This is a genomic window from Silvimonas sp. (assembly GCF_031291215.1).
GTDB classification, from domain to species: domain Bacteria; phylum Pseudomonadota; class Gammaproteobacteria; order Burkholderiales; family Chitinibacteraceae; genus Silvimonas; species Silvimonas soli.
In genome coordinates, this window is the sequence record NZ_JARLJK010000136.1 from 203,917 (window position 1) to 230,009 (window position 26,093).

Below are 26,093 nucleotides of genomic sequence, written 5' to 3' on the forward strand. Positions count from 1 at the left end.
CTGACAAAACTGGTGCCAGGCCGCACCCCGGTGTGGCCGTGGTCAGATGATTTGACCCGCATGGTTTTGTGAGCAGCTCTTGATGAATCACCGCTTGAGTCGTGATACGGCTCAAGGGATAACGACAACAGCCTTGATCATGACCGATTTGCAACTTGGTTCACTGATTGCCGGTGGCGCTATCGTCGCTGCCGTCTACGCATTCAACTGGTGGCAAGAGCACCGCTACCGCAAACAGGCCGCCAAAGCCTTTGCCCGCAGCCAGCCTGACGTGCTGCTGGACACCCCGCAGAATCTGGTGCGCAAAGGTGATCAGCAGCGCCTGGAGCCGGCCTTGGCTGCGCCTTCAATTGCGACGGCCGGCGTGCGCGAAGAACCCGTACTGGCAGGGCATACCGTCGAAGAGGTCTATGACGACGAGCCTGATTACGCCGCACCGTCTTATGCACCAACCGCGCCCGTTGCCGAGCCGGTTTCGCCGCGCAACACACAGCCTGCTTTTGCCGCTACCGCCCCGATGGTAGACGTCGACGATGAGTCGGAAATCGGTTTACTGGACCCATCGCTCGATTTCATCGCTGAAGTCCACACCGGCGTAGATATCCCGGCAGGCGAGATTCCACCGTTTCCTGGCGCCAAACGCGTGCGGGTGATTGGCCTGAATGAAGCCGGCCAGTGGCAAGCGGTTTACGGCAGCAACGGCAATGCGTTCAGCGAATTGCGCATTGGCCTGCAACTGGTTGACCGGCAGGGTGCGCTGACACAAGAACAGCTCAACGGCTTTTGCATGGCCGTGCAGCAGTTTGCTGATGAACACGATGCTTCCGTTACGTTCCCGCAACGCTCGGCCAAGTTGGCTGCTGCAGCAAATCTGGATGAATTCTGCGCCTCGGTTGATGTGCTGATTGGTCTGAACGTGATGGCCAGCGGCAATCCGTTGCCGATGGAGAAAGTGCGCGTGCTGGCTGAACATGCCGGGCTGATCAAAGCTCCGGATGGCACTTTCCAGTATCGCAGCGAAACTGGCAAAGCCTTGTTCTCGCTGACCAACCACGATCAAACACCATTTGGTATGACATCCGAAGGCATTACCTTGCTGTTTGACGTGCCGCGTGCGGCCGGTGGGTTGTCAGTTTTTGAATATGTGTGTCAGTTCGCACTGCATCTGTGCTCGCAACTTGGCGCCACACTGGTAGATGACAACGGCAAGCCGCTGACCACCGCCAGTCTGACCAGCATTCATCAGCAACTGGCGCAAATTTATGCCCGTATGGATGAGCGTGGCATTGAGCCCGGCTCGGCCACGGCATTGCGTTTGTTTGCTTGATAGTCTGGCAAGTTAGCTAATATCTGATGATTGATTGAACCGATAGAACGGGAACAGGGCCACTGGTCAAGCTCCCGTTCTGGCCCTCTGATGGACCGAAAATCATGACAGACCTGATAGAACAGGCGGCGCAACTGCGCCGCCTTTTGCATCAATACGGCCACGAATACTACGTGCTTGATGCGCCGAGTGTGCCCGATGCCGAGTACGACCGCATTTTTCGTGAGCTGCAGGCGCTTGAAGCCGCACATCCAGACTTGCTCACCGCAGATTCACCCACGCAGCGGGTTGGCGGCGCCGCGCTGCCCTCGTTCAATAGCGTAATCCATCGCGTGCCAATGCTGTCTTTGAACAATGCATTTGAGGACGAAGAGGTCGAGGCGTTCGACCGCCGCGTGCGTGAAGGTCTGGGGATCGCGGCGGCAACCTATGACGTCGGCCCCAAGTTTGATGGTTTGGCCATGTCGCTGACCTATCAGAATGGCGTCCTGGTTCAGGCCGCCACGCGTGGCGATGGTGCCACTGGTGAAGACGTTACGCGGAACGTACGCACCATCAATGCCATTCCGTTGCGTTTGCAGGGCGAAAACATTCCCGCTGTGCTGGAAGTGCGCGGTGAGGTGCTGATGTTCAAGAAAGACTTTGAACGTCTTAACGATGAGCAGACCGCCAAAGGACTCAAGGTCTTTGCCAATCCGCGCAATGCGGCTGCGGGCTCTTTGCGTCAGCTTGATTCGCGCATCACCGCTTCAAGACGTCTGGCGTTTTTTGCCTACGGTATCGCCACCTGCGAAGGGGTAACGCCTCCGGCCAGCCAGTCGGCCGTGATGGATTGGTTTGCCACCTTGGGATTGCCCATTTGCAAAGAGCGAGACCGGGTTGTCGGGTCTGATGGCCTGTTGGGTTATTACCATCGCATTGGCGATAAACGCCCGTCTTTGCCGTATGAGATTGATGGCGTCGTCTACAAGGTTGATTCTTTTGCGCAGCAAGAAGAACTTGGCTTCGTCTCGCGTGCGCCGCGCTGGGCCATCGCCCACAAGTTTCCGGCGCAGGAAGCGCTGACGCTGGTGGAAGCCATTGACGTGCAAGTCGGACGCACTGGAGCGATCACGCCGGTCGCGCGCTTGCAGCCGGTGTTTGTCGGCGGCGTTACCGTGACCAATGCCACCTTGCACAACGAAGATGAGGTCCGCCGCAAAGATGTACGTATCGGTGACACGGTTATCGTGCGGCGTGCTGGCGATGTGATTCCGGAAGTGGTCGGCGTGGTGCTGGAGCGTCGGCCAATGATCGAACAGACCGGTGGCGATCTATTTTCTGCGCAGCAAATCCCGCGCGAACCGGCGTATCAGCTCCCCAAAACCTGCCCGGTATGTGGCTCGCACGTGGTGCGCGAAGAAGGCGAGGCTATCGCTCGCTGTTCGGGTGGCTTGTTCTGCTCGGCTCAGCGTAAAGAGGCGATTTGGCACTTTGCCGGGCGTCGCGCCATGGATATTGATGGCCTGGGTGGTCGCTATATCGATAACCTGGTGGAACTGGATTACGTGCACGGTGTGGCCGACCTGTATCGACTGACGCTGGATGATTTTCTGGAGATGAAGCGCCGCGCCGATGAGCGCGACGGCCTTACACCGGAAACGGTCCAGCAGGGCAAAGTCGCCACCAAATGGGCAGAGAACCTGCTGGAGGCCATTGAAGCCAGCAAGAAGCCGCCACTGGCACGCATGCTGTTCGCGCTGGGTATCCGCCACGTGGGTGAGTCCACCGCCAAGACGCTGGCGGATTGGCTGGGGCGACTGCAGTGGGTGCGTCATGCTCCCGCCGCTGTTCTGCGAGTGTTGCCGGATATTGGTGGCACCGTGGCCGATTCCATTGCCGATTTCTTTGCCGAGCCCAAAAACCAGCAGGCGCTGGATGATCTGCTGAGCGCAGGTGTCGAGCCGCAGGGTGAGCGCGCCCCGAGTGCTGAGCTGAGAGAAAAACTTGATGTCGCAACGCTGTATGCCGCATTGAATATCCCCAGACTGACGCCGGTGCGAGCCAAACAACTCGCCGGGCAATTCCCGACATTGGCGGGTCTGGCCCAAGCCAATGAAACGGCCCTGGTTGGATTGCCGACGGATGTTGCAAGCGCTGTGCTGACTTGGCTGGGTCAGCCAGATCGACGCGAACAATTGCAGCAACTGGATCAGTTCCAGGCCAGATTGCTGGACGCTCTCCCGCAAGCAAGCGAGGCCACGCAAGGTGTGTTTACCGGCAAAACGTTTGTGCTAACCGGCACCTTGCCCACGCTGTCTCGCGATGAGGCCAAGGCACTGATTGAAGCGGCGGGTGGCAAGGTGAGCAGCAGCGTCTCTAAAAAGACGGATGTGGTTGTGGCGGGCGAAGAGGCGGGTTCCAAGCTGACCAAGGCCCAGGAGCTGGGCGTGCCGGTATGGGATGAAGCGCAACTGCAGGCAGCACTGACGACGTAGCAGTCGGAGGCTGGTGTTTGGTTGACAAGAAAAGGGCTGACATCAATATCGGCCCTTTTCCTATGGGATCGTGATGTTTATAAAATTAAACATCGTCTATCAGAATTCGCTGGTTGACTTTGGTGTTTAATTGTCTGAACATTGATGCTATGCACAAATCAGAAGCCATTCGCTTGTTTGGATCCCAGACCCGCCTTGCCGATTCGCTCGGCCTTGGTCGTTCCGCGGTATCCCAGTGGCCCGACGAGCTGCATCAGCGTCAAGCTGATCAAGTCATGGGGGCCGCACTGCGATTGGGATTGCTGGAATCAGCCAATCAAACCAGAGGATTCGGTATGCAAAAAATTCGTAAGGCAGTTTTTCCGGTCGCCGGGATGGGGACTCGCTTTTTGCCGGCCACCAAGGCCAGCCCTAAAGAAATGATGTCCATCGTCGACAAGCCGCTTATCCAGTACGCCGTGGAAGAAGCGCTGGCCGCTGGCATTACCGAAATGATCTTCATCACCGGGCGTAACAAGCGCTCGATCGAAGACCACTTTGATAAAGCCTATGAGCTGGAAAGCGAATTGGCAGCGAAGAACAAACAGAAGCTGCTGGATATTGTGCAAGGCATCCTGCCCAAGGGTGTTACCTGCGTGTATATCCGCCAGCCAGAAGCGCTAGGTCTGGGCCACGCCGTGTTATGCGCCAAGCCAGCGGTAGGTGATGAGCCCTTTGCCGTCATCCTGGCAGATGACTTGATCGATGGCCGTACTTCAGAACTCAAACTGATGGTGGACCTGTTCGACGACACCCATTGTTCGGTCCTGGGTGTGGAAGAGGTCCCGCATGAAGATACCGGTTCTTACGGCATTGTTGAGGTGGGTGAGCCGCAAAGTGGCCGCCTGAAAATCAACAGCATCGTAGAAAAACCCAAGCCTGCTGAAGCGCCTTCCAATCTGGCCGTGGTCGGGCGCTATGTGCTGACGCCGCGCATCTTCCATCATCTGCAAAGCGTGCAGCCAGGCAAGGGGGGCGAAATCCAGCTCACCGACGGCATTTTTGCGCTGATGCAAGAGCAGCATGTGTTGGCGCACACGCTCAAAGGCAAACGCTATGACTGCGGTTCCAAGTTCGGCTTTTTGAAAGCGACCTTTGAACTCGGTTTGAAGCACGAAGAAGTGGGCGAGGAGTTTACCTCGTATCTGAAGGAGCGTATTGCCAGCGGTGAGCTTGCTCGGTGATTTGGCGACACCTGCTGCAATATTTGTGAGATTTTGAGAAATAAGGGACTACACGGCTGGTGTCGTCCCTTTTTCTTTTTTAAGATGTTCTGGTTACACGCGCTGGCTGCTGCTGATTTTATTGATCCATCAATAACGAGTCCGGGATTGGCGCTTGCGTCAGCCCGCAGGAGAACACCTCATGCTCGCCATCATCGGCGGAACTGGCGCTGGCCAGCTGGCCAATCTGGAAGTTACGCGCCGGCAAGTCGTGCGCACACCTTATGGCGACCCGTCTGGCCCGCTGACATTTGGCGAGGTGGGTGGTAAACCAGTGGTATTCATTGCCCGTCACGGCTACGGCCATACCATCCCGCCGCACCTGATCAACTACCGCGCCAATATCTGGGCGCTGGCCGATCAAAAAGTCACCCAGATTGTGGCCATCGCTTCAGTTGGCGGAATTCGCGCCGATATGGGGCCAGGTGTGCTGACTTTGCCGGACCAGATCATCGATTACACGTGGGGGCGCAAACAGACAATGTACGAGGGCGGCCTGCACCCGGTAACGCATATTGATTTCACTGAACCCTACAGTGCAGATTTACGGGCAACAGTACTGGCCGCGGCAAGGCAAGTGGGCGTGGATATCGTCGACGGCGGCACCTATGCCTGTACCCAAGGCCCGCGCCTGGAAACCGCCGCAGAAATCCGCCGCATCCAGCGCGACGGCGGTGATATCGTAGGCATGACCGCCATGCCGGAAGCCGCACTGGCACGGGAGGCGGGTCTGGAGTACGCCACCATTGCGGTTGTCTCTAACTGGGCGGCAGGACAGCAAGACAGCGCGCGGGGTGTGGTTTTTACGACCGCAAGCGGCGTGTTTGAGGCGGCGATGGCTAGCACTAATTCGATATTGGAAGCATTGTTAAAACAGTCCTGATTGGTTCGATATAGGCATTGATTGGTAAAACGCAATTGAGGGGTGTGGCGTGAAGGTTGTTATCCTGGCTGGTGGTCTAGGTACGCGTTTGGGCGAGGAAACAGATCTTCGCCCCAAACCTATGGTTGAAATTGGCGGTCGACCAATTCTTTGGCACATCATGAAAATTTATTCGGCCTACGGCTTCAATGAATTTGTGATTTTGCTGGGTTACAAAGGCAACCATATCAAAGAATTCTTTGCCAATTACTTCCTTTACCAGGGCGACGTCACGATTGATCTTTCCAATAACCAGATTGAGGTTCACCGCAATCAATCTGAACCGTGGAAAGTTACGCTTCTGGAAACCGGGCTGGACACGCAAACGGGCGGACGCATCTTGCGAGCCAAAGACTACGTGGGGCAGGAGGATTTTCTGCTGACTTACGGGGACGGCGTGTCAAACGTCGATATTGCTTCATTGGTGACGCAACATCAGGCTTCGGCCAATACCCTGGTCACCATGACCACGGTTCAGCCAGAGGCGCGCTTCGGCATTGTCGACGATGATGATGCAGGTCTGATTCGTGAGTTCCATGAGAAACCGCCGGGTGATCTGGGCTGGATCAATGGTGGTTTCATGGCCTGTCGGCCAGAGGTCTTTGATTTCATTAAAGAGGGTGATTCCACCATTTTTGAACGGGCACCGCTGGAACAATTGGCGGCTCAAGGCAAGTTGATGGCGTACCGTCATCACGGCTTCTGGAAATGCATGGATACCCTGCGCGATAAAATCCAGCTTAACCACATGTGGGACCAGGGCAATGCCCCCTGGAAAGTCTGGGGCTAATCAATTGTTCAGCAATATCTATCATGGCCGTCGGGTTTTCCTGACCGGGCACACTGGCTTCAAAGGTTCCTGGCTGGCTTTGTGGCTGCACAAGCTCGGGGCGCAGGTGCATGGCTACGCATTGCCACCTGAGGACGAACAGAGTGCACATTGGTCCCAACTCGATTTGCCGATTGCTTCAACGCTGGCCGATATTCGCGATGCCGAAACGCTCCGGGCAACACTAAAAGAGTTTGCGCCAGAAATCGTGTTTCACCTGGCGGCGCAGCCGCTGGTTCTGGCCTCGTATCGCGATCCTCTGACCACTTGGCAGACCAACGTAATGGGCACTGCCAATCTACTGGAAGCTTGCCGGGGTCTGCCGTCGGTGAAGGCCGTGGTGGTGATCACCACCGATAAATGTTACGAAAATCAGGAGTGGTGCTGGGGCTACCGCGAGTCTGACGCGCTGGGTGGTCATGATCCATATAGCGCCTCCAAAGCGGCTACGGAACTGGTCGCCGCCTCTTATCGCCAAAGTTTTGCCGACAGATCTGCCTTTGGCGCATCGCCATTGCTGATTGCCACGGCACGTGCCGGTAATGTTATCGGTGGTGGCGACTGGGCGGCAGATCGCTTGATTCCTGATGTGGTACGCGCGACTGCGGCGCAGAAGGCGGTTGAAGTGCGTAATCCGCTGGCAATTCGACCGTGGCAACATGTGTTGGAATCGCTCTCTGCCTATTTGCTGATTGGCCAGAAGCTGTTGCAAGACGAGCACAGCGTTGCCCGAGCCTGGAACGTGGGGCCGGCGGACGAAGATAGTGCCTCTGTCGCACAGGTGCTGGATGTATTGCGAGCGGACTGGCCCGCCGTTTCTTGGCAGCAAGTGGGCGCCATGGCGCATGAAACAAGTGCATTGCGGCTTGATTCCTCTCGCATCAGGGTAGAACTGGCATGGAAACCGGTCTGGCGTTTGCAGCAGGCGCTGGCGCAGACTAGCCAATGGTACCAGGCCTGGTTACAGGGTGAATTGCGATCGGAAGCGCAGCTACAGCAATATTTGAATGATGCAACGACCCACGGTCTGAGCTGGACTCGCTAATGCAAATAGCGCATTTGCCAATTGCAGGAGTAGCGGTCCTGGAAACAGAACGTCGCGGCGATGACCGTGGCAGCTTTGCGCGCTGGTTTTGCCAGCGGGAGCTGGCTGAACTGCTGGGTGATTCGACTATCTGCCAGGTCAACCATTCGTACACCCGGGAGCAAGGCAGCATCCGCGGCTTGCATTTTCAGCGCGCGCCTGCGGCGGAAATAAAAATTGTGCGCTGCTTGTCTGGCCGGATATTCGATATTGTTTTGGATCTGCGGCGAGACTCCCCCACATTCCTGCAATGGCAAGGCATTGAACTTTCTGCAGATAATGGCAAGGCGCTTTTACTGCCACAGGGCTGTGCTCACGGCTTTCAAACGCTCACGGATGAGGTGCAACTCCTATATATGCACACCGCTTTTTATGAGCCTGCGGTGGAAGGGGGTATCCGCTTCGATGACCCGCGCGTTGGCATTAACTGGCCATTGCCGGCCACCCAGGTTTCGGCTCGTGATCAGCAACATCCGCTTTTGCCGGATGATTTCATTGGAATCCAGGTATGAAGTGCCGTCATTGTCAGAGCCCGCTACAACTCGATTTTGTTAATCTCGGATTCGCCCCGCCATCCAACGCCTATCGGCTTGCCACTGATCTGTCTACACCCGAAACCCGCTACCCCTTGCGAGTGAAGGTATGCGAGCAATGCTGGTTGGTGCAAACCGAAGACTTCGCCCGTCATGACGCACTCTTCGATGCCCAGTACGCTTATTTTTCTTCAACGTCTTCTACCTGGCTGGCGCACGCTCAATCATACGTTGCGATGATCACGCAGCGACTCGCGCTGGATTCCGCTTCATTTGTGGTGGAGGTAGCGGCCAACGATGGCTATCTGCTGCAATACGTCGCCCAGCGCGGCATCCGCTGCCTTGGGATAGAACCCACGTACAGCACCGCGCAGGCGGCCAGAGCGAAAGGGCTGCAGATAGAAGAAGTCTTTTTGGGGGCAGCATCTGCCAAAACCCTGCGCGAACGCCACGGTGCGGCTGACTTGGTTGCAGCCAACAATGTGCTGGCCCATGTGCCGGACATTAACGACTTTGTCGCGGGCATCGAGATATTGCTCGCACCAGAGGGAACCGTCACGTTTGAGTTTCCACATTTACTCAATCTGATTGCGCAAACCCAGTTCGACACCATTTACCACGAGCATTTTTCATATTTGTCGTTGCTTGCGGTACAGCCAATCTTGCAGCAGGCAGGGTTGCGGGTGTACGACGTTGAAAATCTGCCCACACATGGCGGTAGCTTGCGGATTTACGCCTGCAGGCAGAATGCCGCGCAGCCGGAACAGGCCAGCGTTGCCGCCATTATTGCCGGTGAGAAAGCCGCCGGGCTCGACCAGTCAGCTGTTTATCATGATTTTCAAGCGCGCGCTGATGCGGTCCGGTTGGGCTTGCAAGCATTTTTGCTGGAACAAAAGCGCGCTGGCAAAACGGTGATTGGCTACGGTGCCGCAGCGAAAGGTAACACGCTGTTGAACTACGCTGGTGTAGACGGATTGCTGTTGCCGCAAGTGGCGGATGCCGCCCCATCCAAACAGGGTAAATACCTGCCCGGTAGTCATATTCCGGTAATCACCCCGCAGGCATTGCTGGACGCACGGCCCGATTTTGTCCTGATATTGCCGTGGAACCTGAAGCATGAAGTGATGCAGCAGCTGGCACAAATCCGCGAGTGGGGCGGACAGTTTGTCGTCGCGGTACCCGAGGTGGAAATCCTATGAGTCAGTCAGAACCGCAAGAGCGCATTCTCTATACCAAACCATCGATTACCGAGCTTGAGGTTGGCTACGCCACAGACGCCGCAGCCAACGGCTGGGGTGCGCGTTGCTACGACTACATCAACCGGTTCGAGCGTGATTTTGCAGCCTGGAATGGCTCCACATACGCCATTGCCACCTCCAGTTGCACGGGGGCCATGCATATGGCGCTGGTGGCGCTGGACATCGGCGCTGGTGATGAAGTCATTCTGGCGGACACTAACTGGATTGCAACCGTCGCACCCATCGTGCACGTGGGGGCCACGCCGGTATTTGTCGACGTGCTGGCCCAATCATGGTGCCTTGATCCGGACAAGGTAGAGTCTGCCATTACGCCAAAAACGCGGGCGATTGTGGCAACCCATATCTACGGCAATCTGTGTGATCTGGACGCACTGGCAGCCATTGCCGACAAGCATGGCCTGGTGCTGATTGAAGATGCCGCAGAAGCCATCGGCTCGATCTATCACGGGCACCGTGCGGGTTCGGTTGGGCGGTTTGGTGTTTTCTCGTTTCATGGCACCAAAACCATGACTACCGGCGAAGGTGGCATCTTTGTCACCAACGACGCCCAACTGTATGAGCGTGTCCTCACCTTGAGTAATCACGGGCGCAAACGGGGCGAGACCCGCCAGTTCTGGCCATCAGAAGTGGGTTTTAAATACAAAATGTCCAATATTCAGGCGGCCATCGGGTGCGGTCAGCTTGAACGCATTGAAGAACTGGTGGCGCGCAAGCGCGAAGTATTTCAGCAGTATCAAGCTGCGCTGGCACCATATCCACAGATCAGTTTGAATCCGGAGCCTGCAGGAACCCGCAATGGATACTGGATGCCGACGGCGGTGTTTGATGTTGCGAGCGGCGTGACCCGCGAACAACTGCAAGCCGCTTTTCAGCGGCAGCAGATTGATGCGCGCGTATTTTTTAGCCCCTTATCCAGCACGCCACCCTTTACCCCGGTGCCAGATAACCGCAATAGCTTTGATCTGCCCACGCGTGCCATCAATTTGCCCAGCTATCACGACCTGACTCCGGACCAGATCAAACGGGTGGCGGCTTGCCTGTTGAGCGTCCTGGGGCAGGAGGCTCGGTGAAGAAAGTCTTGCTGCTGGGCGCCAATAACCCCGAATCACCGCGTATGCTGCAACGGGTAAGGGAGCATTCCCCAGTCGATTTTGTCGGCTATATCGACAATGACCCGGCCAAAAAGGGTAAAGACTTTTACGGACTGCCGATTTTTGGCGGTTTTGATGTATTGCCGCAGTTTGATCCGGCCGAATACAACTTTGTGAACCTGATTTCGGGCGACTGTGTTACCCGGCATGAGACGTCCCGGGTCATGCGCGCAGCCGGTTTTGCCATGAGCAATCTGATCCACCCAGCCGTTGACCTGCTGATGGTTGAACTGGGGACGGGAATCTACTTGCGCGAGGGCGTGATTGTGCAAGCAGGCGTCAAGCTCTCCGATAACGTTTGCATGCACATTGGCGCACTGATTGGTCATGAAACGCAGGTGGGTGAATCTTCGTTCATTGCACCCGGTGTGTCGGTATGTGGCTGTGTTGAAATAGGTTGCGGGGTTTTTGTCGGTGCGGGGGCAACAATATTGCCTCGACTAAAAATAGGCAATTGGGCGGTCATCGGAGCTGGTGCCGTGGTGACCAGAGATGTGCCGGCTGGCGCGGTGATGGTTGGCAATCCGGCGCGGGTACTCAAGATGCGTGATATGCCAACGGTGGATACCACCGGACAGAATTGAAGCGAGGACTTGATGTTGTGCAAACCGTGATAGACAGCAAAGTTGTTGCGGATTGAATTCAGGCCCTTCACTGTGCTTTACCCATAAATACCCGCGTTGCGGGATTGAATGATTGAGGTTTTCATGACAGACGACATGCACGCCAGATTTGAGGCAGAACGAGTTCGGGATATCGCGGCTCAGGGGAATGACGCAGCGCTTAAGCAAATGGGCCTGGATTTTGTTATCCAGACCGCGGTACATAAGTACACCTACAATTTCAAATCTCTTGGTCGCCCGATCATTCAGCTGCCGCAAGATATGGTGGCCATGCAGGAACTCATCTGGGCATTAAAGCCAGATCTGGTTATTGAAACCGGCATCGCCCACGGCGGCTCTTTAATCATGAGCGCATCCATGCTGGCCTTGCTGGATTATTGCGAAGCTGTGGAGCAGGGCACGGTGCTGGACCCACGGGCCAGCAAACGGCGCGTGCTGGGTCTGGATATTGATATCAGAGAACACAACCGCGCAGCCATTGAGGCGCACCCGCTGGCCCATAAAATTGAAATGATTCAGGGCTCGTCAATTGATCCCGAAATCATTGCCCAGGTGCATGCCAAAGCCAGCGGTTACCAGCGCGTGCTGGTTTGCCTTGACTCCAATCATACCCACGCGCACGTCCTGGCTGAGCTGCAAGCCTACGCGCCGCTGGTTACACCGGGCAGTTATTGTGTGGTATTCGATACTGTGGTGGAAGACATGCCGGCCGATGCTTTCCCCGATCGGCCTTGGGGCGTTGGTGATAATCCTAAAACCGCGGTGCATCAGTGGTTAAAAGATAACCCCGGATTTGAAATTGATCATGCCATTGAAAACAAATTACTGATTACCGTTGCGCCGGAAGGCTATCTGAAGCGCATTGCCTGATTTGCACACTGGAAATTGAATGAACCAATTTGGCCAACTGTTAACCCTGGTTTTGCTGACGCATAATCGCCCCCAGTTTCTGGCGCGGGCGATTCGCTATTACTCAGCCATGCCCTGCACCTTGTTGATTATGGATTCGTCGGCGGAATCCAATATCTGGGCGGTGGAGCAATACGGGAACGAGCGCACGAGCTACCAGCACTGCGGTGACTGTGACTACAGTCAGATCATGCTAAAAATCCGGCGCGGAACCAATCTGGTAACCACACCGTATATGGCATTTGTCACCGACGACGATTTCACCCTTGAGGGTGGGCTGGTCCAAGGCCTGGATTTCCTGCAAGCCAACCCTGATTACGCGCTGTGCCATGGGTACTGCCTGATGTACCTGGCTGATGGCGAACGGGTGCATTACTTCTTGCGTGACCGTAAAGTGGTCGAAGACTATGCTGGGGCTAGTGAAGACCGCATTATGTCTTTTATGGATAATTTCATTCCTCCATTTTATGCAATTGCAAGATCCACGGTATTCAAAGACTGGTTTGATTTGATTCCCGACGATATCCGGTGGGAATACAACGAGTTTGGAGAGGCGTTATATAAGCTGGCTCGCGGGAAAGCCCGCATTTTGCCAATTCCATTTGTCGTACGCGAGCTGAACTATCCGGTCTCGGATCATCAGACTGATCTTTACCAGGCATTGACCGATCCACGCTTCGACGGACCACAGAAAGAAGCTTTCTTTGATTTCATGGCCAATATTTACCGTAAACTGGAACCAACGGTTTCTTTTTACGATGCCCGGATCATGACCAAGAAGGCTGCGGCGGTATTGGCATTGTGCCTGGGCAGCAACAAATCGCTAACCGTGCAGGAAATATTCCGTTCCGAATGGCGAACCATTACACCACGACCTGATTGGTTTTTTGAAATCAAACAGTTTGTTGAAATGCCGTTTTACAACGCAGAATTTTTTGCATTGCTGGAAGAAATTGATCTGCTATTGCGCGCCATGCCGTGCGGCAAACTTCAACTGAAAGAACTGGAGCCCAAGCTGCAATGGCAAAATCAGCTGATTGTCCAAGGCATTGCCTCGATGGATGCCGGAGATGCGAAATCTGCGCAGCAGGCATTTGAAGCCATCCTTAGCCAGAATCCGTTCCATATCAATACCATCTGCAGTTTGTGCGTATTGCATGCCAATGCGGGTGCGTTGCCGCTGGCCAAGGTATTGCTGGACTGGGCTAAGCGCCTTAACCCGCAAGACCCGGCGGTGAGATCACTGGAGCCATTGGGGCGGGCTATCGAGCAACAAACGATATCTGTGAAAGATATGGGCTCCACGCGGCGTCTGGCAGTGGTTGTCCATCTGTTTTATCCGGATCTGTGGCCTGAATTTGCGCGCGCTCTCTCGACTATCGATCACGCCTTCGATCTGATCGTCACGACACCCGAAGAGCTGTTGCAAACGGTAGTCAAACTGATCAAACCGCAGTTCCCCAACGCCCGTGTTTACCCGGTCACGAATCGGGGGCGGGATATTGCTCCGCTATTCAAGTTACTGGAACACGAGAAGCTGGAAGATTTTGACCTTGTACTCAAAATTCACAGCAAAAAGTCAGCCCACCTTCGGGACGGGGTGGGGGAGGCTTGGCGCACGCAACTGCTGGCAGGATTGCTGCCTGCAGATGGCATTGGACAGGTATTGGCCTGGTTTGATACTCATCCAACGGGCGGGATGCTCTCAGTGTCCGGCACCATGCTCAATGCGTACAAAATTTCGGGCGCACACAGGGAGAATCTCCCGGGAATGCGCCAATGGGCCAAACGTATCGGGGTTGATCCTCAAAATTTTGATTATGACTTTATTGCCGGCAGCATGTACTGGGCGCGAGGGGCTCTTTTTGGAGCGCTTCGCCGGCTCGGGATCAGGCAAGAAGATTTCGAGGAGGAAACCGGGCAACTTGACGGCACTCTCGCTCATGTCTTTGAACGGTTGATGCCATTGGTCGCCAAGTCGGTGGGGTTGGAAACCGGCCAGCTGTCGGGCGTTCCGGTAAAGCCGATATACAAAGACGCGGTCAAGGTCGGAGCTAACGCGCCAACTGAGATTGCAAACTCACACTTGGAAAAAGTGGCTCAAGCCGGGCCGGTCATAAGTGTTTATGAAGACTGGCTGCAACAGCGCAGTCTCAGTCTGCCTGAAGCCCGCATGATCGACACCCGTGTCGATCAACTGCCCCCGCAGATTGCGCGTTTTTATCTTATTGACCGCATGGGCAACATGCCCGGTGTTTCAGAAACGCTGACCACGCTGGGCCAACAGTATTTTAAGGACAAACAAGCTGCTATCGTGTCGCCGCTCGTTGATCCCGAGCCCAATAGCGGTGTCGCCTGGTTTCAGAGCGCCGACGGCTATGTTGCTGCGATGGCTGACGTTGCTCAGGTGCAGGCGGATTGGGTCGGCCTGGTAGAAGTGGGCGACCGCTTGACCCTGGATGGTTTGCTGTTGGGTCTGTTGCAGGCCGCAGATAACCCGCAATGGCAAGTCATTTATTGGGACGACGACTGGATAGGCGATCAAGGCACTCCAGACATGCCTCGCTTCAAACCGGACTTCAGTCCTGATTTGATGCGGGCCATGCCTTATGCGGATGGCATGTTGTTGGTGCGGCACGGAGCGTTGAAAGCAGTCCTGGCTGCGGGCCCGTTAGAACCCGGTGCAGAGCAAATCGACCTGCTGTTACGTCTATATGAGCAATTTGGTGAAAAGGCCATTGGCCACGTGCCAACTATCGGTTGCCATCTGGCGCAATTGCCATGGAGGTCGCTGGATGATCACGGACGGGCGGGGGCATTTGCCCGTGCGGTGCGCAATCATCTTGCCCGTATCAATTGCCCGGCCACGCTGTCGGAGGGTTTGATTCCCGGCACCTTGAATGTCCAGTATCAGCATGCCACCACACCACTGGTGAGCATTATCGTCCCCACCAAAGATCAGTTTGCAATGCTGTCCCGGTGCGTGGAAAGCGTGCTGGAACGTACCCGCTACGCCCAGTTCGAATTACTGATCGTTGATAACAATACTACTGAGCTGGATGCGGTCAATTACCTGGACGGGCTGGAAAAACTGGGTAATCCGCGCATTCGAGTGATCAGATATCCACACCCATTCAATTTTTCTGCAATCAACAATTACGCGGTGGAACAGGCCCACGGTGAATATGTGGTGTTGCTGAACAATGACACCGCAATCATTCAGGAAAACTGGCTGGAAGAACTGGTCAGGCATGCCCAACGGCCAGAAGTTGGTGCCGTTGGCGCGCGTTTGCTTTATCCAGACGGCAAGATTCAGCATGCCGGGGTGGTGTTGGGGCTGCGTGGCCCGGCGGATCACCCGTTCATTGGGCTGCCTAGAGATGAACGCGGTTACATGAACCGCTTGCAGGTGATCCAGAATTATTCGGTTGTTACCGCCGCTTGTTTGATTATCCGAAAGTCCATTTACCGCGAACTTGGGGGTATGGATGAGCAAGATTTCAAAGTGTCTTACAACGATGTCGACCTGTGTTTGAAGGTACGCCAAGCTGGTTATCTGATCGTCTGGACTCCGTTCGCCACGGTGCTGCACGAAGGTAGTGTCAGTCAGACCCGAGTGGATCCAGCGGCCCAGGAGGCCAAGAGGAAGCGCTTTGCGGGCGAGCAAGAGGCCATGTTCGGTAAATGGCTACCGCAACTGGCGACGGACCCGTATTACAACCGCAACCTGATGCTGCACGGCAACGGTTTCGAGATTGAAAATCGCCGACTGGTTTCGTTCCAGCCGATTTCCTGGAAACCACCGCTGCGGGTGCTTACTCACCCGGCGGACCAGATGGGGTGTGGCCATTACCGGATGATTCAGCCATTCCAGGCGCTTAAAGGCGCTCAAAAATTGAGTGGTGCGATTTCGTTCGAGCTACTTGGAGTGATTGACCAGGAGCGTTTCAAGCCCGACGTATTGATATTCCAGCGGCAGATCACAGCTGAACAAATTGAGTTCATGGCTCGGGCCAAGCGGCTTTCCGGTGCTTATTGCATCTATGAGCTTGACGACTATCTGCCTAATATTCCGCTAAAAAGCGCCCACCGTGACCATATGCCCAAGGACGTATTGAAGTCATTACGCCGGGCAGTGGCTCACGTGGACCGATTCGTCGTGTCTACGGAACGACTGGCTGAGCAATATGCCGATCTGCACGACAATTTCCATGTAGTACATAACTATCTGCCAGAGTCTTGGTGGGGTAATTTGCCCCTGATTCAGACTGAGCATGCCCGTCCACGCGTGGGTTGGGCGGGGGGCATCAGCCACACTGGCGACCTGGAGCTGATCGAAGGCGTGGTTCGGGAGTTGGCCAACGAGGTGGATTGGGTGTTTTTTGGTATGTGCCCTCCAAAATTGCGCCCTTATATCAAAGAGTTACACGAAGGTGTACCGATTGAAGGGTATCCGGCCAAACTGGCTAGCCTGCAACTGGATCTGGCGCTGGCACCGCTAGAGCACAATCAGTTTAATGAGAGCAAAAGCAACCTGCGCTTGCTGGAGTACGGTGCTTGCGGCTTTCCAGTTGTATGTACCGATATTGAGCCGTACCGGGTTGACTTGCCGGTAACCCGAGTGCGCAATCGTCACAAAGACTGGATTGACGCCATTCGCATGCACCTGGACGACCTGTCTGCAACTCGCCAGCGCGGCATGGAATTACGCAATGCGGTGCATGACAAATGGATGCTGAAGGGCGATAACCTGGAGTTGTGGCGTAAGGCTTGGTCTCCTGATTGATGATGGATGACGCAAAAGACCACTCCTGACCACGATGGCGAGCCATAAAAGGTTCGCCATTTTTTTATTCGCAAACGGGTGGAAAGGGCAGTTGAACAGGGGAAGGGAGCGTGCATTTGAACGGCAGCGCGGATACTGGCGTCGGCTGAATTTTCTTTCTTCATTTGTCAAAATTTGCGGGAAAATTTTTTTTTGAATTTTCCTAAAGTTTATTCGGCTATCTCCGATAAACAGTCCAAGGACGCGGTGTTGCGTCTGAATGTTAAACGCATAACCCTTAACGAGGAGCTACCAAATGTCTTTGGTTCTCAACACAAACGTCGCGTCACTGATGGCTCAGCAAAACCTGAGCAAGTCGCAAGATTCGCTGAATACCTCACTGGCACGTCTGTCGTCCGGCCTGCGCATTAATAGCGCCAAGGATGACGCAGCCGGTCTGGCCATCTCCGACCGTATGACGTCGCAAGTCAATGGCATGAACCAGGCATCCCGCAATGCTAACGACGGCGTTTCGCTGTCGCAAACTGCGGAAGGTGCTCTGGGTCAGATGGGCGATATGATGCAATCCATTCGCCAACTGGCTGTTCAATCCGGCAATGCGACGAACTCTTCGTCCGACCGCCAGGCTCTGAATGCCCAGGTTAACCAACTGGTTTCCGAACTGGACCGCACAGCGCAAACCACCCAGTTCAACGGCCAGAATCTGTTTGATGGCAGCTTTACCGCTGCAACCTACCAGGTAGGCGCCAACGCCAACCAGACCATCACTGCAACCATGGGTAACTTCCGTACCAATCAGTACGGCACGTTCCAGATGGGTGGCGGTAATGGTACCGGTCAACTGGCTTATACCAACGAAGTTAGTGGCACCACTCAAGGGGCCGTAGGCGGTACTGCCACTGTGGCTGTGACCGGTGCTGTGGTAACTAGCTCCGGCACCATGTCGATCAATGGCAAGTCCATCGCTGTTTCGGGTACTGACCAAGCCAGCGACGTTGCTTCGAAGATCAACGCTGCTAACACTGGTGTAACCGCGACTGCCAATACTGAAGTTGATCTGAGTTTCGGTTCGGGTTCGTACTCGCTGGCTATTGCATCGAACAACAACACCTACGCGGGTGTATCGTTCAGCGTGACCTCCTCTGTTTCAGGTCAGGCTCCGACTGCTTCGGACTACAACCAGGCTGTAACTTCGTTCAACAACGCACAGTCGCAAACCGGCGTTGTAGCTCAACTGGCCACCTTTACCAACGCTAGCGGTGCCGTTACTTACGGTATCAAGCTGACCAATAACTCCGGTGCGAATATCCAGATCACTTCGGCCAGCGGTGTTGCCAGTGGCTTTGGTGGCGCGGTGACCCAGTACAACTACGATACGACCAACTCGGCCGGTTCGGCGCAGTACACTTCCGGTTCGTCTCTGGTGAGCTCCTCTGGTTCGGGTAGCTTCACCTTTGGTGGTCAGATCGTGCTGAACTCGTCCAATTCGTACTCCATCACTACCAGTGGCGCAGGTTTTGCCAGCGGCGTGATTACTGGTCAGAGTTCGACAGGCGCTGCTTCCTACGGTCTGTCTTCGGGTTCTACCATGACTTCTTCGCTGAAGACCGTGCAAAGCCTGGATGTTTCGACATTGGATGGCGCAACGCAGGCCCTGCGGATTGCCGACGGTGCACAATCGTACATCGACAGTCAACGCGCTCAACTTGGTGCTTTGCAAAACCGCTTCTCTTCAACCATCTCGAACCTGTCGACCACGGTGACCAATCTTTCGGCCGCCAAGAGCCGGATTCAGGATACCGACTTCGCGTCTGAAACTGCCAACCTGACTCAGTCGCAGATTCTGCAACAAGCCGGCACCGCGATGTTGTCGCAAGCTAACCAGTTGCCGCAAAGCATTCTGAGCCTGCTGAAGTAAGCAGGAACAGAGCGGCCAGTTAACCTGGTAGCATGATGCCCCGGCCGGATTTTTCCATGCCGGGGCGTTTTTCCGTCCAAGGAGATGCTCATGCAAGTGCAGTTGACTCAATCCATCGCGGCGCTTTCCCCAGCGACCAGTCAGACTGGCAGTGGCGGTCAAACCGCCCAGACCGCGCCGGCGCAACAGGGTAGTGCTGTTCAGTCCGGACAGAATGCTTCGGGCAACGCCACCAAAGATGCCGCCACGCTCAACGATGCGCTGACCAAGCTCAACGACACGGTCAAAACCTATTCCAACGGCAGCTCCTTGCAGTTTTCGGTGGATCAGGACAGCCACACGCAGATCGTGAAGGTCATTGATACGCAGACCAAAGATGTAATTCGGCAGATCCCTAGCGAGCAGGCTATCGCGCTGGCCAAGGCGATTGGACAGTTTGAAGGCTTGCTGATTAAAGATAAAGCCTGAACGGCCGATAAACATGATGTATATGCGGCGAGCTTGCCGCGGGCCGTTCTGTCCGATTGATTGTGTGCGACCGGATTCTATTCTTGTAAAGCCAGTTGGCATTTTTGACTGGTATGATGAGGTACGCACGCCAGGAGCTTTCCCCAAATGACCTCGAGCATCACTCCCACCCCTACACCGACTCCAACCCCGACGCCCACTCCAACGCCGACGACGAGCACCGGCTTATCCAGTACCAGCGGGTTGGGCACGATTACCTCAATGGGGGTTGGCTCCGGGATCGACGTCAGCGGGATCATCTCGCAGTTGATGCAAATTGAGCAGCAACCGCTGATTGCGCTGCAGACAAAAGAAGCCAGTTACGACGCTCAGTTGAGCGCGTTGGGTACGTTACAAAGTGGCCTTTCGGATTTTCAGGCGACGGTTCAGGCGCTATCTGATCCAACCAAATTGCAATTGGCTACGGCCAAGCTGGCCAACACGTCAGTGGGTACTGCCACTGCGACTAACCAGGCACAGCAAGGTTCGCATTCGCTGTTGGTGTCGCAACTGGCTCAGAACCAGGTAATTGCATCGGCATCGGTGAGCAGTGCCAACAATCCGGTCGGCACGGGCTCGATGACCATCAGCTTTGGCTCTTATAGCTCAACTGGCGGTTTTTCGGCCAATGCGACGGCGCAAAGCATCACAGTCAATATCGATTCAACCAACAATAATCTGTTTGGCCTGCGGGATGCGATTAACGCGGCCAAAGGCGGGGCCACAGCCAGCATCATTAATGATGGCTCGGGTTTCCGGTTGGTGTTGGCGTCCAATACCAGCGGTGCCGTGAACGGGATGAAAATCTCCACCACGCCGGCAGGTACCGACACCAGCTTGAATAACTTTGCCTTCGATCCAGCATCCACCACCAACACGACGTCGGTGACGCAGGCGGCGCAAGATGCCCAGTTCCAGCTGGATGGGATCACCATCTCCAAACCGACCAACTCGGTTAATGATGTGTTGCAGGGCGTGACACTGAATCTGACCGCCACCAACACCAGCGCGACCACGCTGACCATCGGCACCGACCCTTCGACGCTGGTCAAAAACGTGCAAGCCATGGTCGATGGCTATAACACGTTCATGTCACAGCTCTCCAGCCTTACCGGGTACGACACGACGACGCAAACCGCTGGCATTCTCAACGGACAGTATTCGCTGAATTCGATCAAGACCATGATGCGCGGCGTATTCAACCAGACACTGGGTGGCAGCAACCAATATCAGTCGATGTATGACGTCGGTATTAGTTTTGACATGAACGGCAAAATGACGCTGAATCAGGACACTCTCACTAACGCGGCCCAGGCGAATCCAGGCGCGGTGAGCAATCTGTTTGCAGCGGGTACCTCGGTGACCAAACCGGGCGGCGTCACGGTCGTGACGACCAGTAGCTCGCTGACTAAAGCAGGCACTTATGCCATCAACGTGACCTCACCGGCCACGCAGGGCAGCGTGACTTCCGGTGCTTTCACCTCTGGCAGTTTCCCGCTGACGATCGGCCCGGATAATGACAACTTCAGCATCAATGTCGACAAGGTTCAGTCGGGAACGATCAAGCTCACTGACGGCACGGTATTCAACAATGGCGCGGATCTTGCCGCCGCACTGCAGACGGCCATTAATGCTGATTCCAGCCTGAAAGCTTCTGGTGTTTCGGCCAATGTGGGCTTTGCCAATGGCGCACTAACATTCAGTTCCGCCTCTTACGGTTCGACTTCGCAAATCCAGATCAACGCGGTGAGTGGGGGTGGTGCGACTGATCCCGCCTTCCTGACATCGACCTCCCTGGCCGCGGGTACTGACGCTGTCGCGACCATCGGCGGGAATCCTGCCACTGCAACGGGTAATGTTCTGGTCGGCACCGGTCCGGCCGCGGGTTTGATTTTGAGTCTGGCCGCTGGGTCGAATGGTGATATGGGTTCGGTGACGGTAAGCCAGGGCTTCGCCTATAACCTGAATCAGACCATCACCAATATCCTGTCGACCAAATCTACTGACAACGGCTTGTTCAACTCGGTGACCAGCAGTATCAACGCCAGCATCACACGGCTGCAGGCCCAGGAAACTGAAATGCAGACGCGCCTGACGCAGGTGCAACAGAACTACGTGCAGCAGTTCACCGCCATGGATACCACGGTGGGCGCGCTCAAGAACACCAGTAGTTACCTCACCACGCAACTTGCCAACCTGCCCAAGATCAGTAGCTGATTGACCAGGTAATACAAGCCGCATGTCGGTGAGATAGCAGTGAGTACCAAACCGGAGAAATGGCATGAGTTATGCCGCAAAGAAAGCGCTTCAATCCTATGGTCAGATCAGCGTCGATGCCGCCGTCAGCTCTTCAAGTCCCCTTAAACTGGTGGTGATGTTGTATGAGGGCGCGATCAAGGCAGTCCTTTTGGCCAAGTACCACATGCAAGAAGGCCACATCGCAGACAAGGGCCTATCAATCAGCAAGGCCATCGCGATCATTGATGAAGGCCTGCGTCAGTCGCTTGATGTGGAAAAGGGTGGAGAACTGGGGCAGAATCTGGATGCGCTTTATCAACATATGACAGAGCAGTTGCTGCAGGCCAATCTGGAAAACCGGGTCGACATGCTTGATCATGTTGCCAAATTGTTGACCGACCTTAAATCGGCTTGGGATACCATCGAAGCCAATAGCCGCACGGTTGCGCCAGTCGCGCCGCCGGTTCAGGCCGATGCTGCTGCCACCGCCGCCAATCGTGATGCGCTCAGTTATGGTCGCGCCTGATATGCAAGCGGTCTATGGTGAGATGGAAAGCTGCTGTCGGGAGATGGCATCTAGCGCCGGGCAAGAAAATTGGGAGGCGTTTTTGCTGAATGCCGCGCGCTTTACTCAATTGAGCAGTAATCTAGGCGATATTAACTGGAGCGCCATACCTGAGCGCCAGCGCGGTGAGCTGGCTGAGGTAATGCGTTCAGCCCAAGGCCAGATCGATGCTGTTTTGCCATTGGCAGAAGCACGACGTCTGGAGTTGATCGGCTCGATCCGTGAGCTGAAAAACGGGGAAAAAATGCGGCGCGTATACGGAACCTGAACCGGACGTCGCTGAAGTTTCAACTGTCACCGAGGCGGCACGTGAACGGAATCCTGATTACCTGGCCACAATTGCTTTATGCAGGACTCGCGCTGCTGGTGTTTTATGTGGCGGAGCTATTGCTGTTCCTGCGCAAAGCAAATTCTCCGCATCACGTTTCTCGCCAGACCCAGCACCGCGTTGAAGCAATGACGGCAGAGATGTCCGCATTGCGCCAGGAACTGGAGTTGCTGAAAGTGCGGTTGGCAGCAAACAGCATGCAACAAGTCTGGGCAATTGAGCATCATGGCGATGCCGATATCGCAAGTCCGCCATCTTCTACCGAAACCCCATATGCCCACGCCATCCGTATGGCGCGCACTGGTGCCGACTCTGCCGTGGTCGCGCAGGAGTGCGGTATCTCCCGCGGCGAAGCTGACTTGATCGTTGCTTTGTATCGCGCGGAAGGATTGCGCTGATCCATGTTGCCCGGCAATGCCATCCTCACGCTGCAGGCGCTTTATCTCAACAACACCACGAATCCGCCTGATGGCCAGCCCGACATCAGCGCCTTGTTCACGGCTGGCGAGCAGGTATCCGCCACTGTGGTCGGGGCTTTGGGCAATGGCCGCTTTGCCGTGCAGGTAAACAACCAGTTGCTGGATTTGAACTTGCCGACAGGCGCGACCGCGGGTGAGAAGCTGGATCTGACCGTTGTCGCCAACCGACCTACGCTGACTTTTGCATTGGCAAACTCCGCCTCGCCGGATTTTCATCCAGGCGTACAAACCGAGTTCTCCGGCGGCGCTCGCTATTTGTCCGATTTGCTCAGCAATAACGGCAAGGCGGCAACTACTGGAGCACAAAATGCCGCTGCGGCCGCTCCCTTGTTTGACGGCACGCCCAATACCGGGGACCTGGCCACCAAACTGGCGCAAACGCTCGGTCAGTCGGGCTTGTTCTATGAGTCGCATCAAGCGCAATGGGTGGACGGCCAGCGTAGCTTGCAGTCCCTGCAGCAAGAACCTCAAGCCAAACTGCAACTGACGTCCACTTCCGCCAGTGTTGCGGATGCCAAGCCGGATACGACCAATCCCGCCGTTCTGCCCGCCAAAGATGCCAGCCCGCAAGACGCAGCCATGCTCAAGCAAGTGGCTTCCGCCGCAGTGGATGTCACTTCAGCCAGTATCAGCCGTCTGGCCAGTGGGCAGGATCAGCAAGCGGTATTGGCGGGACTGGTACAGCGGCAACTGGATGCCATCGATAGGCAGGCCATCATGTGGCAGGGCCTGGCGTGGCCGGGGCAGCCCATGCAATGGTCGGTTCAGGCCGATGATCACAATCAGAATCAGGCTTATGCCGACCCCGAAGACCGGCAATGGCGAACCACCTTGAACCTGCAGTTGCCACGGCTGGGCCAGATATCCATTAATGCCGTGCTGTCGCAAGGTCAGTTCAATCTGTCATTCAAGGCCGCGCCGGAGACTGTGCAACAACTGCAATCGGCACAATCGGCGCTCGGGACGCAATTTGAAGGCGCCGGACTGGCATTGGCCGCGGTCAGTTTCTCGGCCGCAAGTGCGGAGGCCACGGATGGCGAGTAAGCCCGATGCCCGTCAGCGCGCCGTTGCTCTGGCTTATACCGAGGGTTCTACGCCACGGGTAGTTGCCAGCGGCAAGGGACTGGTGGCGCAGGCCATTATTGAAAAAGCGCGTGAAGCCGGTGTGTTTGTCCACCAATCACCTGAACTGGTCTCGCTGCTGATGCAGCTGGATCTGGACGCACATATTCCGGCGCCGTTGTATCGGGCCGTCGCTGAATTGCTGGCCTTTGTCTATCTGGTTGAGCAGGGGAGTGATATCGCCCCGCCCCAGTTGTCGCTACCCCCAGCTACTGCTGATGCCAGCGATGAGCAACAGCCGGATGCGCTCGTCTGAGCGTATTTGTGTCTTTGTCAGAACACCTTCAAGCCGCGTAACAACACAATCACAATCAGCACTGGCGACACGTAGCGCAGCAGCATGAACACGCCTGTTACTACCGCTTGATTGGCTAGCAGACCACGATTGCTCAACTGGCTTTGCACCCAGTCCCGCCCAATAATCCAGCCCACAAAGACACACAACAGCAAGCCACCGACCGGTAATAGCAGGTTGGAACTGACAAAGTCGTAGAAATCAAAGAAGGTCAGGCCGAATATCGTCCAGTGGGCTGCCGCGCCATTAGAGAGTGCCGCTGGTGCCCCCAATATGGCGATCAACAACACGGTCAGGGCTGTGGCTTTGCGGCGAGACCAATGCAGTCGCTCAGTTAGCGCCGCAACGGGCACTTCCAGTAGCGACAGAATTGCGCCTATCGACGCCAGTGCCGTCAGCACGAAAAACAGCACCATAAAAATCTGGCCACCAGGCATACTGGCAAATACCGCTGGAATGGTCAGGAACACCAGTGCCGGGCCATCCGTGGGTGCGAAATGAAAGGTGAAGACGGCCGGAAAGATGGCAATGCCCGCCAACAAAGAGATGCTTAAATCGGCCAGCATGACGCGGCCAGCGGTGACTGGAATGTTCTGGTCATCGCGAAAATAACTGCCATAGGTGAGCATGGTGCCCATGCCGATCGACAGTTTGAAAAAGGCCAGACCGACCGCAGTGAGAATAACCCCGGCAGATACCTTGGAAAAATCTGGTGCAAACAGAAATTTCAATCCCGCCCCGGCGCCAGATAACGTCAGGCTGCGAATGCACAACACTACCAGCAGCAAGAACAGCACTGGCATCAAGCGTTTGGCGACGGCCTCAATCCCTTTGGAAACGCCCAGCATGATGATGCCGCCAGTCAGCAGTAACACCGCCCATTGCCAGGCCAGGGCAGAAAGCGGATTGGCGATGGTGGCTTTGAATTGCGCTTGGGCTGCGCTGGCATCGCCATGCAACAAGCTGCCCGAAAGGGCTTTGAAGATATACGCAAACACCCAGCCTGCGACCTCGGTGTAAAACCCCAGGATGAGCACGGCGGCCAGCATGCCCATATAGCCAATGATCTTCCAGAACGGCTGGGCAGGGCGCAGTTTTTCAAAGATGCTCACGGCGTTGGCCCGGGTTGCGCGTCCGAGCATGGTTTCGCCAATCATGACCGGCAAACCCAGCAACAACGTGGCTAATAGATAAACCAGCAAAAATCCGGCTCCACCATTGGTACCGGTCAGATAAGGGAATTTCCAGATATTGCCCAGCCCGACTGCGGAGCCCAAAGTGGCCACCAGCACGCCGAAGGTAGAAGTAAAGCCATCACGTTGTGTCATATTGGTCTTGTTCTTGATTTCGATTGGCGTCATTAAATGAGCCTGAGAAGGCTGGATTTGTATCTCAATCATGGTCGGCCAACACGGGCAACGCCATGTATTCATGATCTGAAACAAATCGGGCAAGACAGGCGGCAGTCCTGCGTAATAA

The 26,093-nt window shown here is 55.5% G+C and carries 21 protein-coding genes; 20 read left to right on the plus strand and 1 reads right to left on the minus strand.

Going from position 1 to position 26,093, the window contains the following annotated elements:
- Positions 1 to 82: 82 nt before the first annotated feature.
- The 20 genes from P4L78_RS16535 (at position 83) to P4L78_RS16630 (ending at position 24,575) form a co-directional block, all read left to right on the plus strand.
- Entirely contained in the window at positions 83 to 1,327 is a 1,245-nt protein-coding gene (locus P4L78_RS16535; protein ID WP_283149221.1) for a cell division protein ZipA C-terminal FtsZ-binding domain-containing protein, read from the plus strand.
- A 104-nt stretch (positions 1,328 to 1,431) separates the two neighbouring features.
- Positions 1,432 to 3,804: an NAD-dependent DNA ligase LigA gene (gene ligA / locus P4L78_RS16540; RefSeq protein ID WP_309329117.1), complete on the plus strand. Its 2,373-nt coding sequence runs from the start codon at positions 1,432 to 1,434 to the stop codon at positions 3,802 to 3,804.
- A gap of 335 nt (positions 3,805 to 4,139) precedes the next feature.
- Positions 4,140 to 5,027 carry a UTP--glucose-1-phosphate uridylyltransferase GalU gene (gene galU, locus P4L78_RS16545; RefSeq protein WP_283149223.1) on the plus strand — a complete coding sequence of 296 codons (888 nt, stop codon included), beginning with the start codon at positions 4,140 to 4,142 and terminating at the stop codon, positions 5,025 to 5,027.
- 181 nt (positions 5,028 to 5,208) lie between these two features.
- Positions 5,209 to 5,949 (plus strand): S-methyl-5'-thioinosine phosphorylase, encoded by a 741-nt coding sequence (locus P4L78_RS16550; RefSeq protein ID WP_309329122.1) that lies wholly within the window; start codon positions 5,209 to 5,211, stop codon positions 5,947 to 5,949.
- Positions 5,950 to 5,998: 49 nt separating this feature from the next.
- Entirely contained in the window at positions 5,999 to 6,778 is a 780-nt protein-coding gene (gene rfbF / locus P4L78_RS16555) for a glucose-1-phosphate cytidylyltransferase (protein WP_283149225.1), read from the plus strand.
- 4 nt (positions 6,779 to 6,782) lie between these two features.
- Positions 6,783 to 7,862, plus strand: coding sequence for a CDP-glucose 4,6-dehydratase (rfbG, locus tag P4L78_RS16560; RefSeq protein ID WP_309329125.1), 1,080 nt, complete (start codon positions 6,783 to 6,785; stop codon positions 7,860 to 7,862).
- Entirely contained in the window at positions 7,862 to 8,413 is a 552-nt protein-coding gene (rfbC, locus tag P4L78_RS16565) for a dTDP-4-dehydrorhamnose 3,5-epimerase (RefSeq protein ID WP_283149227.1), read from the plus strand. The genes rfbG and rfbC overlap by 1 nt, the downstream gene beginning before the upstream one ends.
- Positions 8,410 to 9,633 (plus strand): class I SAM-dependent methyltransferase, encoded by a 1,224-nt coding sequence (locus tag P4L78_RS16570; protein ID WP_309329128.1) that lies wholly within the window; start codon positions 8,410 to 8,412, stop codon positions 9,631 to 9,633. The genes rfbC and P4L78_RS16570 overlap by 4 nt, the downstream gene beginning before the upstream one ends.
- The gene (locus tag P4L78_RS16575) at positions 9,630 to 10,763 is read left to right on the plus strand and encodes a DegT/DnrJ/EryC1/StrS aminotransferase family protein (RefSeq protein ID WP_283149229.1); all 1,134 of its coding nucleotides are present in this window, start codon (positions 9,630 to 9,632) and stop codon (positions 10,761 to 10,763) included. Before P4L78_RS16570 ends, P4L78_RS16575 begins: the two co-directional genes overlap by 4 nt.
- Positions 10,760 to 11,428 carry a NeuD/PglB/VioB family sugar acetyltransferase gene (locus P4L78_RS16580; RefSeq protein ID WP_283149230.1) on the plus strand — a complete coding sequence of 223 codons (669 nt, stop codon included), beginning with the start codon at positions 10,760 to 10,762 and terminating at the stop codon, positions 11,426 to 11,428. The genes P4L78_RS16575 and P4L78_RS16580 overlap by 4 nt, the downstream gene beginning before the upstream one ends.
- Positions 11,429 to 11,551: 123 nt before the next feature.
- Entirely contained in the window at positions 11,552 to 12,337 is a 786-nt protein-coding gene (locus P4L78_RS16585) for a cephalosporin hydroxylase family protein (protein WP_283149231.1), read from the plus strand.
- A 19-nt stretch (positions 12,338 to 12,356) separates the two neighbouring features.
- Complete coding sequence (locus P4L78_RS16590) at positions 12,357 to 17,162, plus strand: TIGR00180 family glycosyltransferase (RefSeq protein ID WP_309329131.1); 4,806 nt, start codon at positions 12,357 to 12,359, stop codon at positions 17,160 to 17,162.
- A 295-nt stretch (positions 17,163 to 17,457) separates the two neighbouring features.
- Positions 17,458 to 19,080, plus strand: a complete 1,623-nt coding sequence (locus P4L78_RS16595; RefSeq protein WP_283149233.1) for a flagellin — start codon at positions 17,458 to 17,460, stop codon at positions 19,078 to 19,080.
- Between the two features lie 90 nt (positions 19,081 to 19,170).
- Positions 19,171 to 19,548 (plus strand): flagellar protein FlaG, encoded by a 378-nt coding sequence (locus P4L78_RS16600; protein WP_309329134.1) that lies wholly within the window; start codon positions 19,171 to 19,173, stop codon positions 19,546 to 19,548.
- A gap of 147 nt (positions 19,549 to 19,695) precedes the next feature.
- Entirely contained in the window at positions 19,696 to 21,804 is a 2,109-nt protein-coding gene (gene fliD / locus P4L78_RS16605) for a flagellar filament capping protein FliD (protein WP_309329137.1), read from the plus strand.
- Positions 21,805 to 21,868: 64 nt separating this feature from the next.
- Positions 21,869 to 22,351 carry a flagellar export chaperone FliS gene (fliS, locus tag P4L78_RS16610; RefSeq protein ID WP_283149236.1) on the plus strand — a complete coding sequence of 161 codons (483 nt, stop codon included), beginning with the start codon at positions 21,869 to 21,871 and terminating at the stop codon, positions 22,349 to 22,351.
- Complete coding sequence (locus P4L78_RS16615; protein WP_283149237.1) at positions 22,299 to 22,658, plus strand: hypothetical protein; 360 nt, start codon at positions 22,299 to 22,301, stop codon at positions 22,656 to 22,658. The genes fliS and P4L78_RS16615 overlap by 53 nt, the downstream gene beginning before the upstream one ends.
- A 41-nt stretch (positions 22,659 to 22,699) precedes the next feature.
- Complete coding sequence (locus P4L78_RS16620) at positions 22,700 to 23,116, plus strand: DUF2802 domain-containing protein (protein WP_283149238.1); 417 nt, start codon at positions 22,700 to 22,702, stop codon at positions 23,114 to 23,116.
- A gap of 3 nt (positions 23,117 to 23,119) precedes the next feature.
- Positions 23,120 to 24,241 (plus strand): flagellar hook-length control protein FliK, encoded by a 1,122-nt coding sequence (locus P4L78_RS16625; RefSeq protein WP_309329142.1) that lies wholly within the window; start codon positions 23,120 to 23,122, stop codon positions 24,239 to 24,241.
- The gene (locus P4L78_RS16630; RefSeq protein ID WP_309329145.1) at positions 24,231 to 24,575 is read left to right on the plus strand and encodes an EscU/YscU/HrcU family type III secretion system export apparatus switch protein; all 345 of its coding nucleotides are present in this window, start codon (positions 24,231 to 24,233) and stop codon (positions 24,573 to 24,575) included. Before P4L78_RS16625 ends, P4L78_RS16630 begins: the two co-directional genes overlap by 11 nt.
- Before the next feature lie 17 nt (positions 24,576 to 24,592).
- Here P4L78_RS16630 and P4L78_RS16635 read toward each other — a convergent pair whose 3' ends face one another.
- Positions 24,593 to 25,975: a sodium-dependent transporter gene (locus tag P4L78_RS16635; protein WP_309329148.1), complete on the minus strand. Its 1,383-nt coding sequence runs from the start codon at positions 25,973 to 25,975 to the stop codon at positions 24,593 to 24,595.
- Positions 25,976 to 26,093 lie beyond the last annotated feature (118 nt).

What these genes read in the sequence shown, in the direction of transcription:
- P4L78_RS16595 (WP_283149233.1), top strand. Translation starts at nt 17,458, where the DNA reads ATGTCTTTGGTTCTCAACACAAACGTCGCGTCACTGATGGCTCAGCAA.
- galU (WP_283149223.1), top strand. Translation starts at nt 4,140, where the DNA reads ATGCAAAAAATTCGTAAGGCAGTTTTTCCGGTCGCCGGGATGGGGACT.
- P4L78_RS16575 (WP_283149229.1), top strand. Translation starts at nt 9,630, where the DNA reads ATGAGTCAGTCAGAACCGCAAGAGCGCATTCTCTATACCAAACCATCG.
- P4L78_RS16635 (WP_309329148.1), bottom strand. Translation starts at nt 25,975, where the DNA reads ATGACGCCAATCGAAATCAAGAACAAGACCAATATGACACAACGTGAT.
- P4L78_RS16535 (WP_283149221.1), top strand. Translation starts at nt 83, where the DNA reads ATGAATCACCGCTTGAGTCGTGATACGGCTCAAGGGATAACGACAACA.
- fliS (WP_283149236.1), top strand. Translation starts at nt 21,869, where the DNA reads ATGAGTTATGCCGCAAAGAAAGCGCTTCAATCCTATGGTCAGATCAGC.
- P4L78_RS16625 (WP_309329142.1), top strand. Translation starts at nt 23,120, where the DNA reads ATGTTGCCCGGCAATGCCATCCTCACGCTGCAGGCGCTTTATCTCAAC.
- rfbC (WP_283149227.1), top strand. Translation starts at nt 7,862, where the DNA reads ATGCAAATAGCGCATTTGCCAATTGCAGGAGTAGCGGTCCTGGAAACA.
- P4L78_RS16550 (WP_309329122.1), top strand. Translation starts at nt 5,209, where the DNA reads ATGCTCGCCATCATCGGCGGAACTGGCGCTGGCCAGCTGGCCAATCTG.
- fliD (WP_309329137.1), top strand. Translation starts at nt 19,696, where the DNA reads ATGACCTCGAGCATCACTCCCACCCCTACACCGACTCCAACCCCGACG.
- P4L78_RS16570 (WP_309329128.1), top strand. Translation starts at nt 8,410, where the DNA reads ATGAAGTGCCGTCATTGTCAGAGCCCGCTACAACTCGATTTTGTTAAT.
- P4L78_RS16590 (WP_309329131.1), top strand. Translation starts at nt 12,357, where the DNA reads ATGAACCAATTTGGCCAACTGTTAACCCTGGTTTTGCTGACGCATAAT.
- ligA (WP_309329117.1), top strand. Translation starts at nt 1,432, where the DNA reads ATGACAGACCTGATAGAACAGGCGGCGCAACTGCGCCGCCTTTTGCAT.
- P4L78_RS16615 (WP_283149237.1), top strand. Translation starts at nt 22,299, where the DNA reads ATGCTGCTGCCACCGCCGCCAATCGTGATGCGCTCAGTTATGGTCGCG.
- P4L78_RS16585 (WP_283149231.1), top strand. Translation starts at nt 11,552, where the DNA reads ATGACAGACGACATGCACGCCAGATTTGAGGCAGAACGAGTTCGGGAT.
- P4L78_RS16600 (WP_309329134.1), top strand. Translation starts at nt 19,171, where the DNA reads ATGCAAGTGCAGTTGACTCAATCCATCGCGGCGCTTTCCCCAGCGACC.
- P4L78_RS16630 (WP_309329145.1), top strand. Translation starts at nt 24,231, where the DNA reads ATGGCGAGTAAGCCCGATGCCCGTCAGCGCGCCGTTGCTCTGGCTTAT.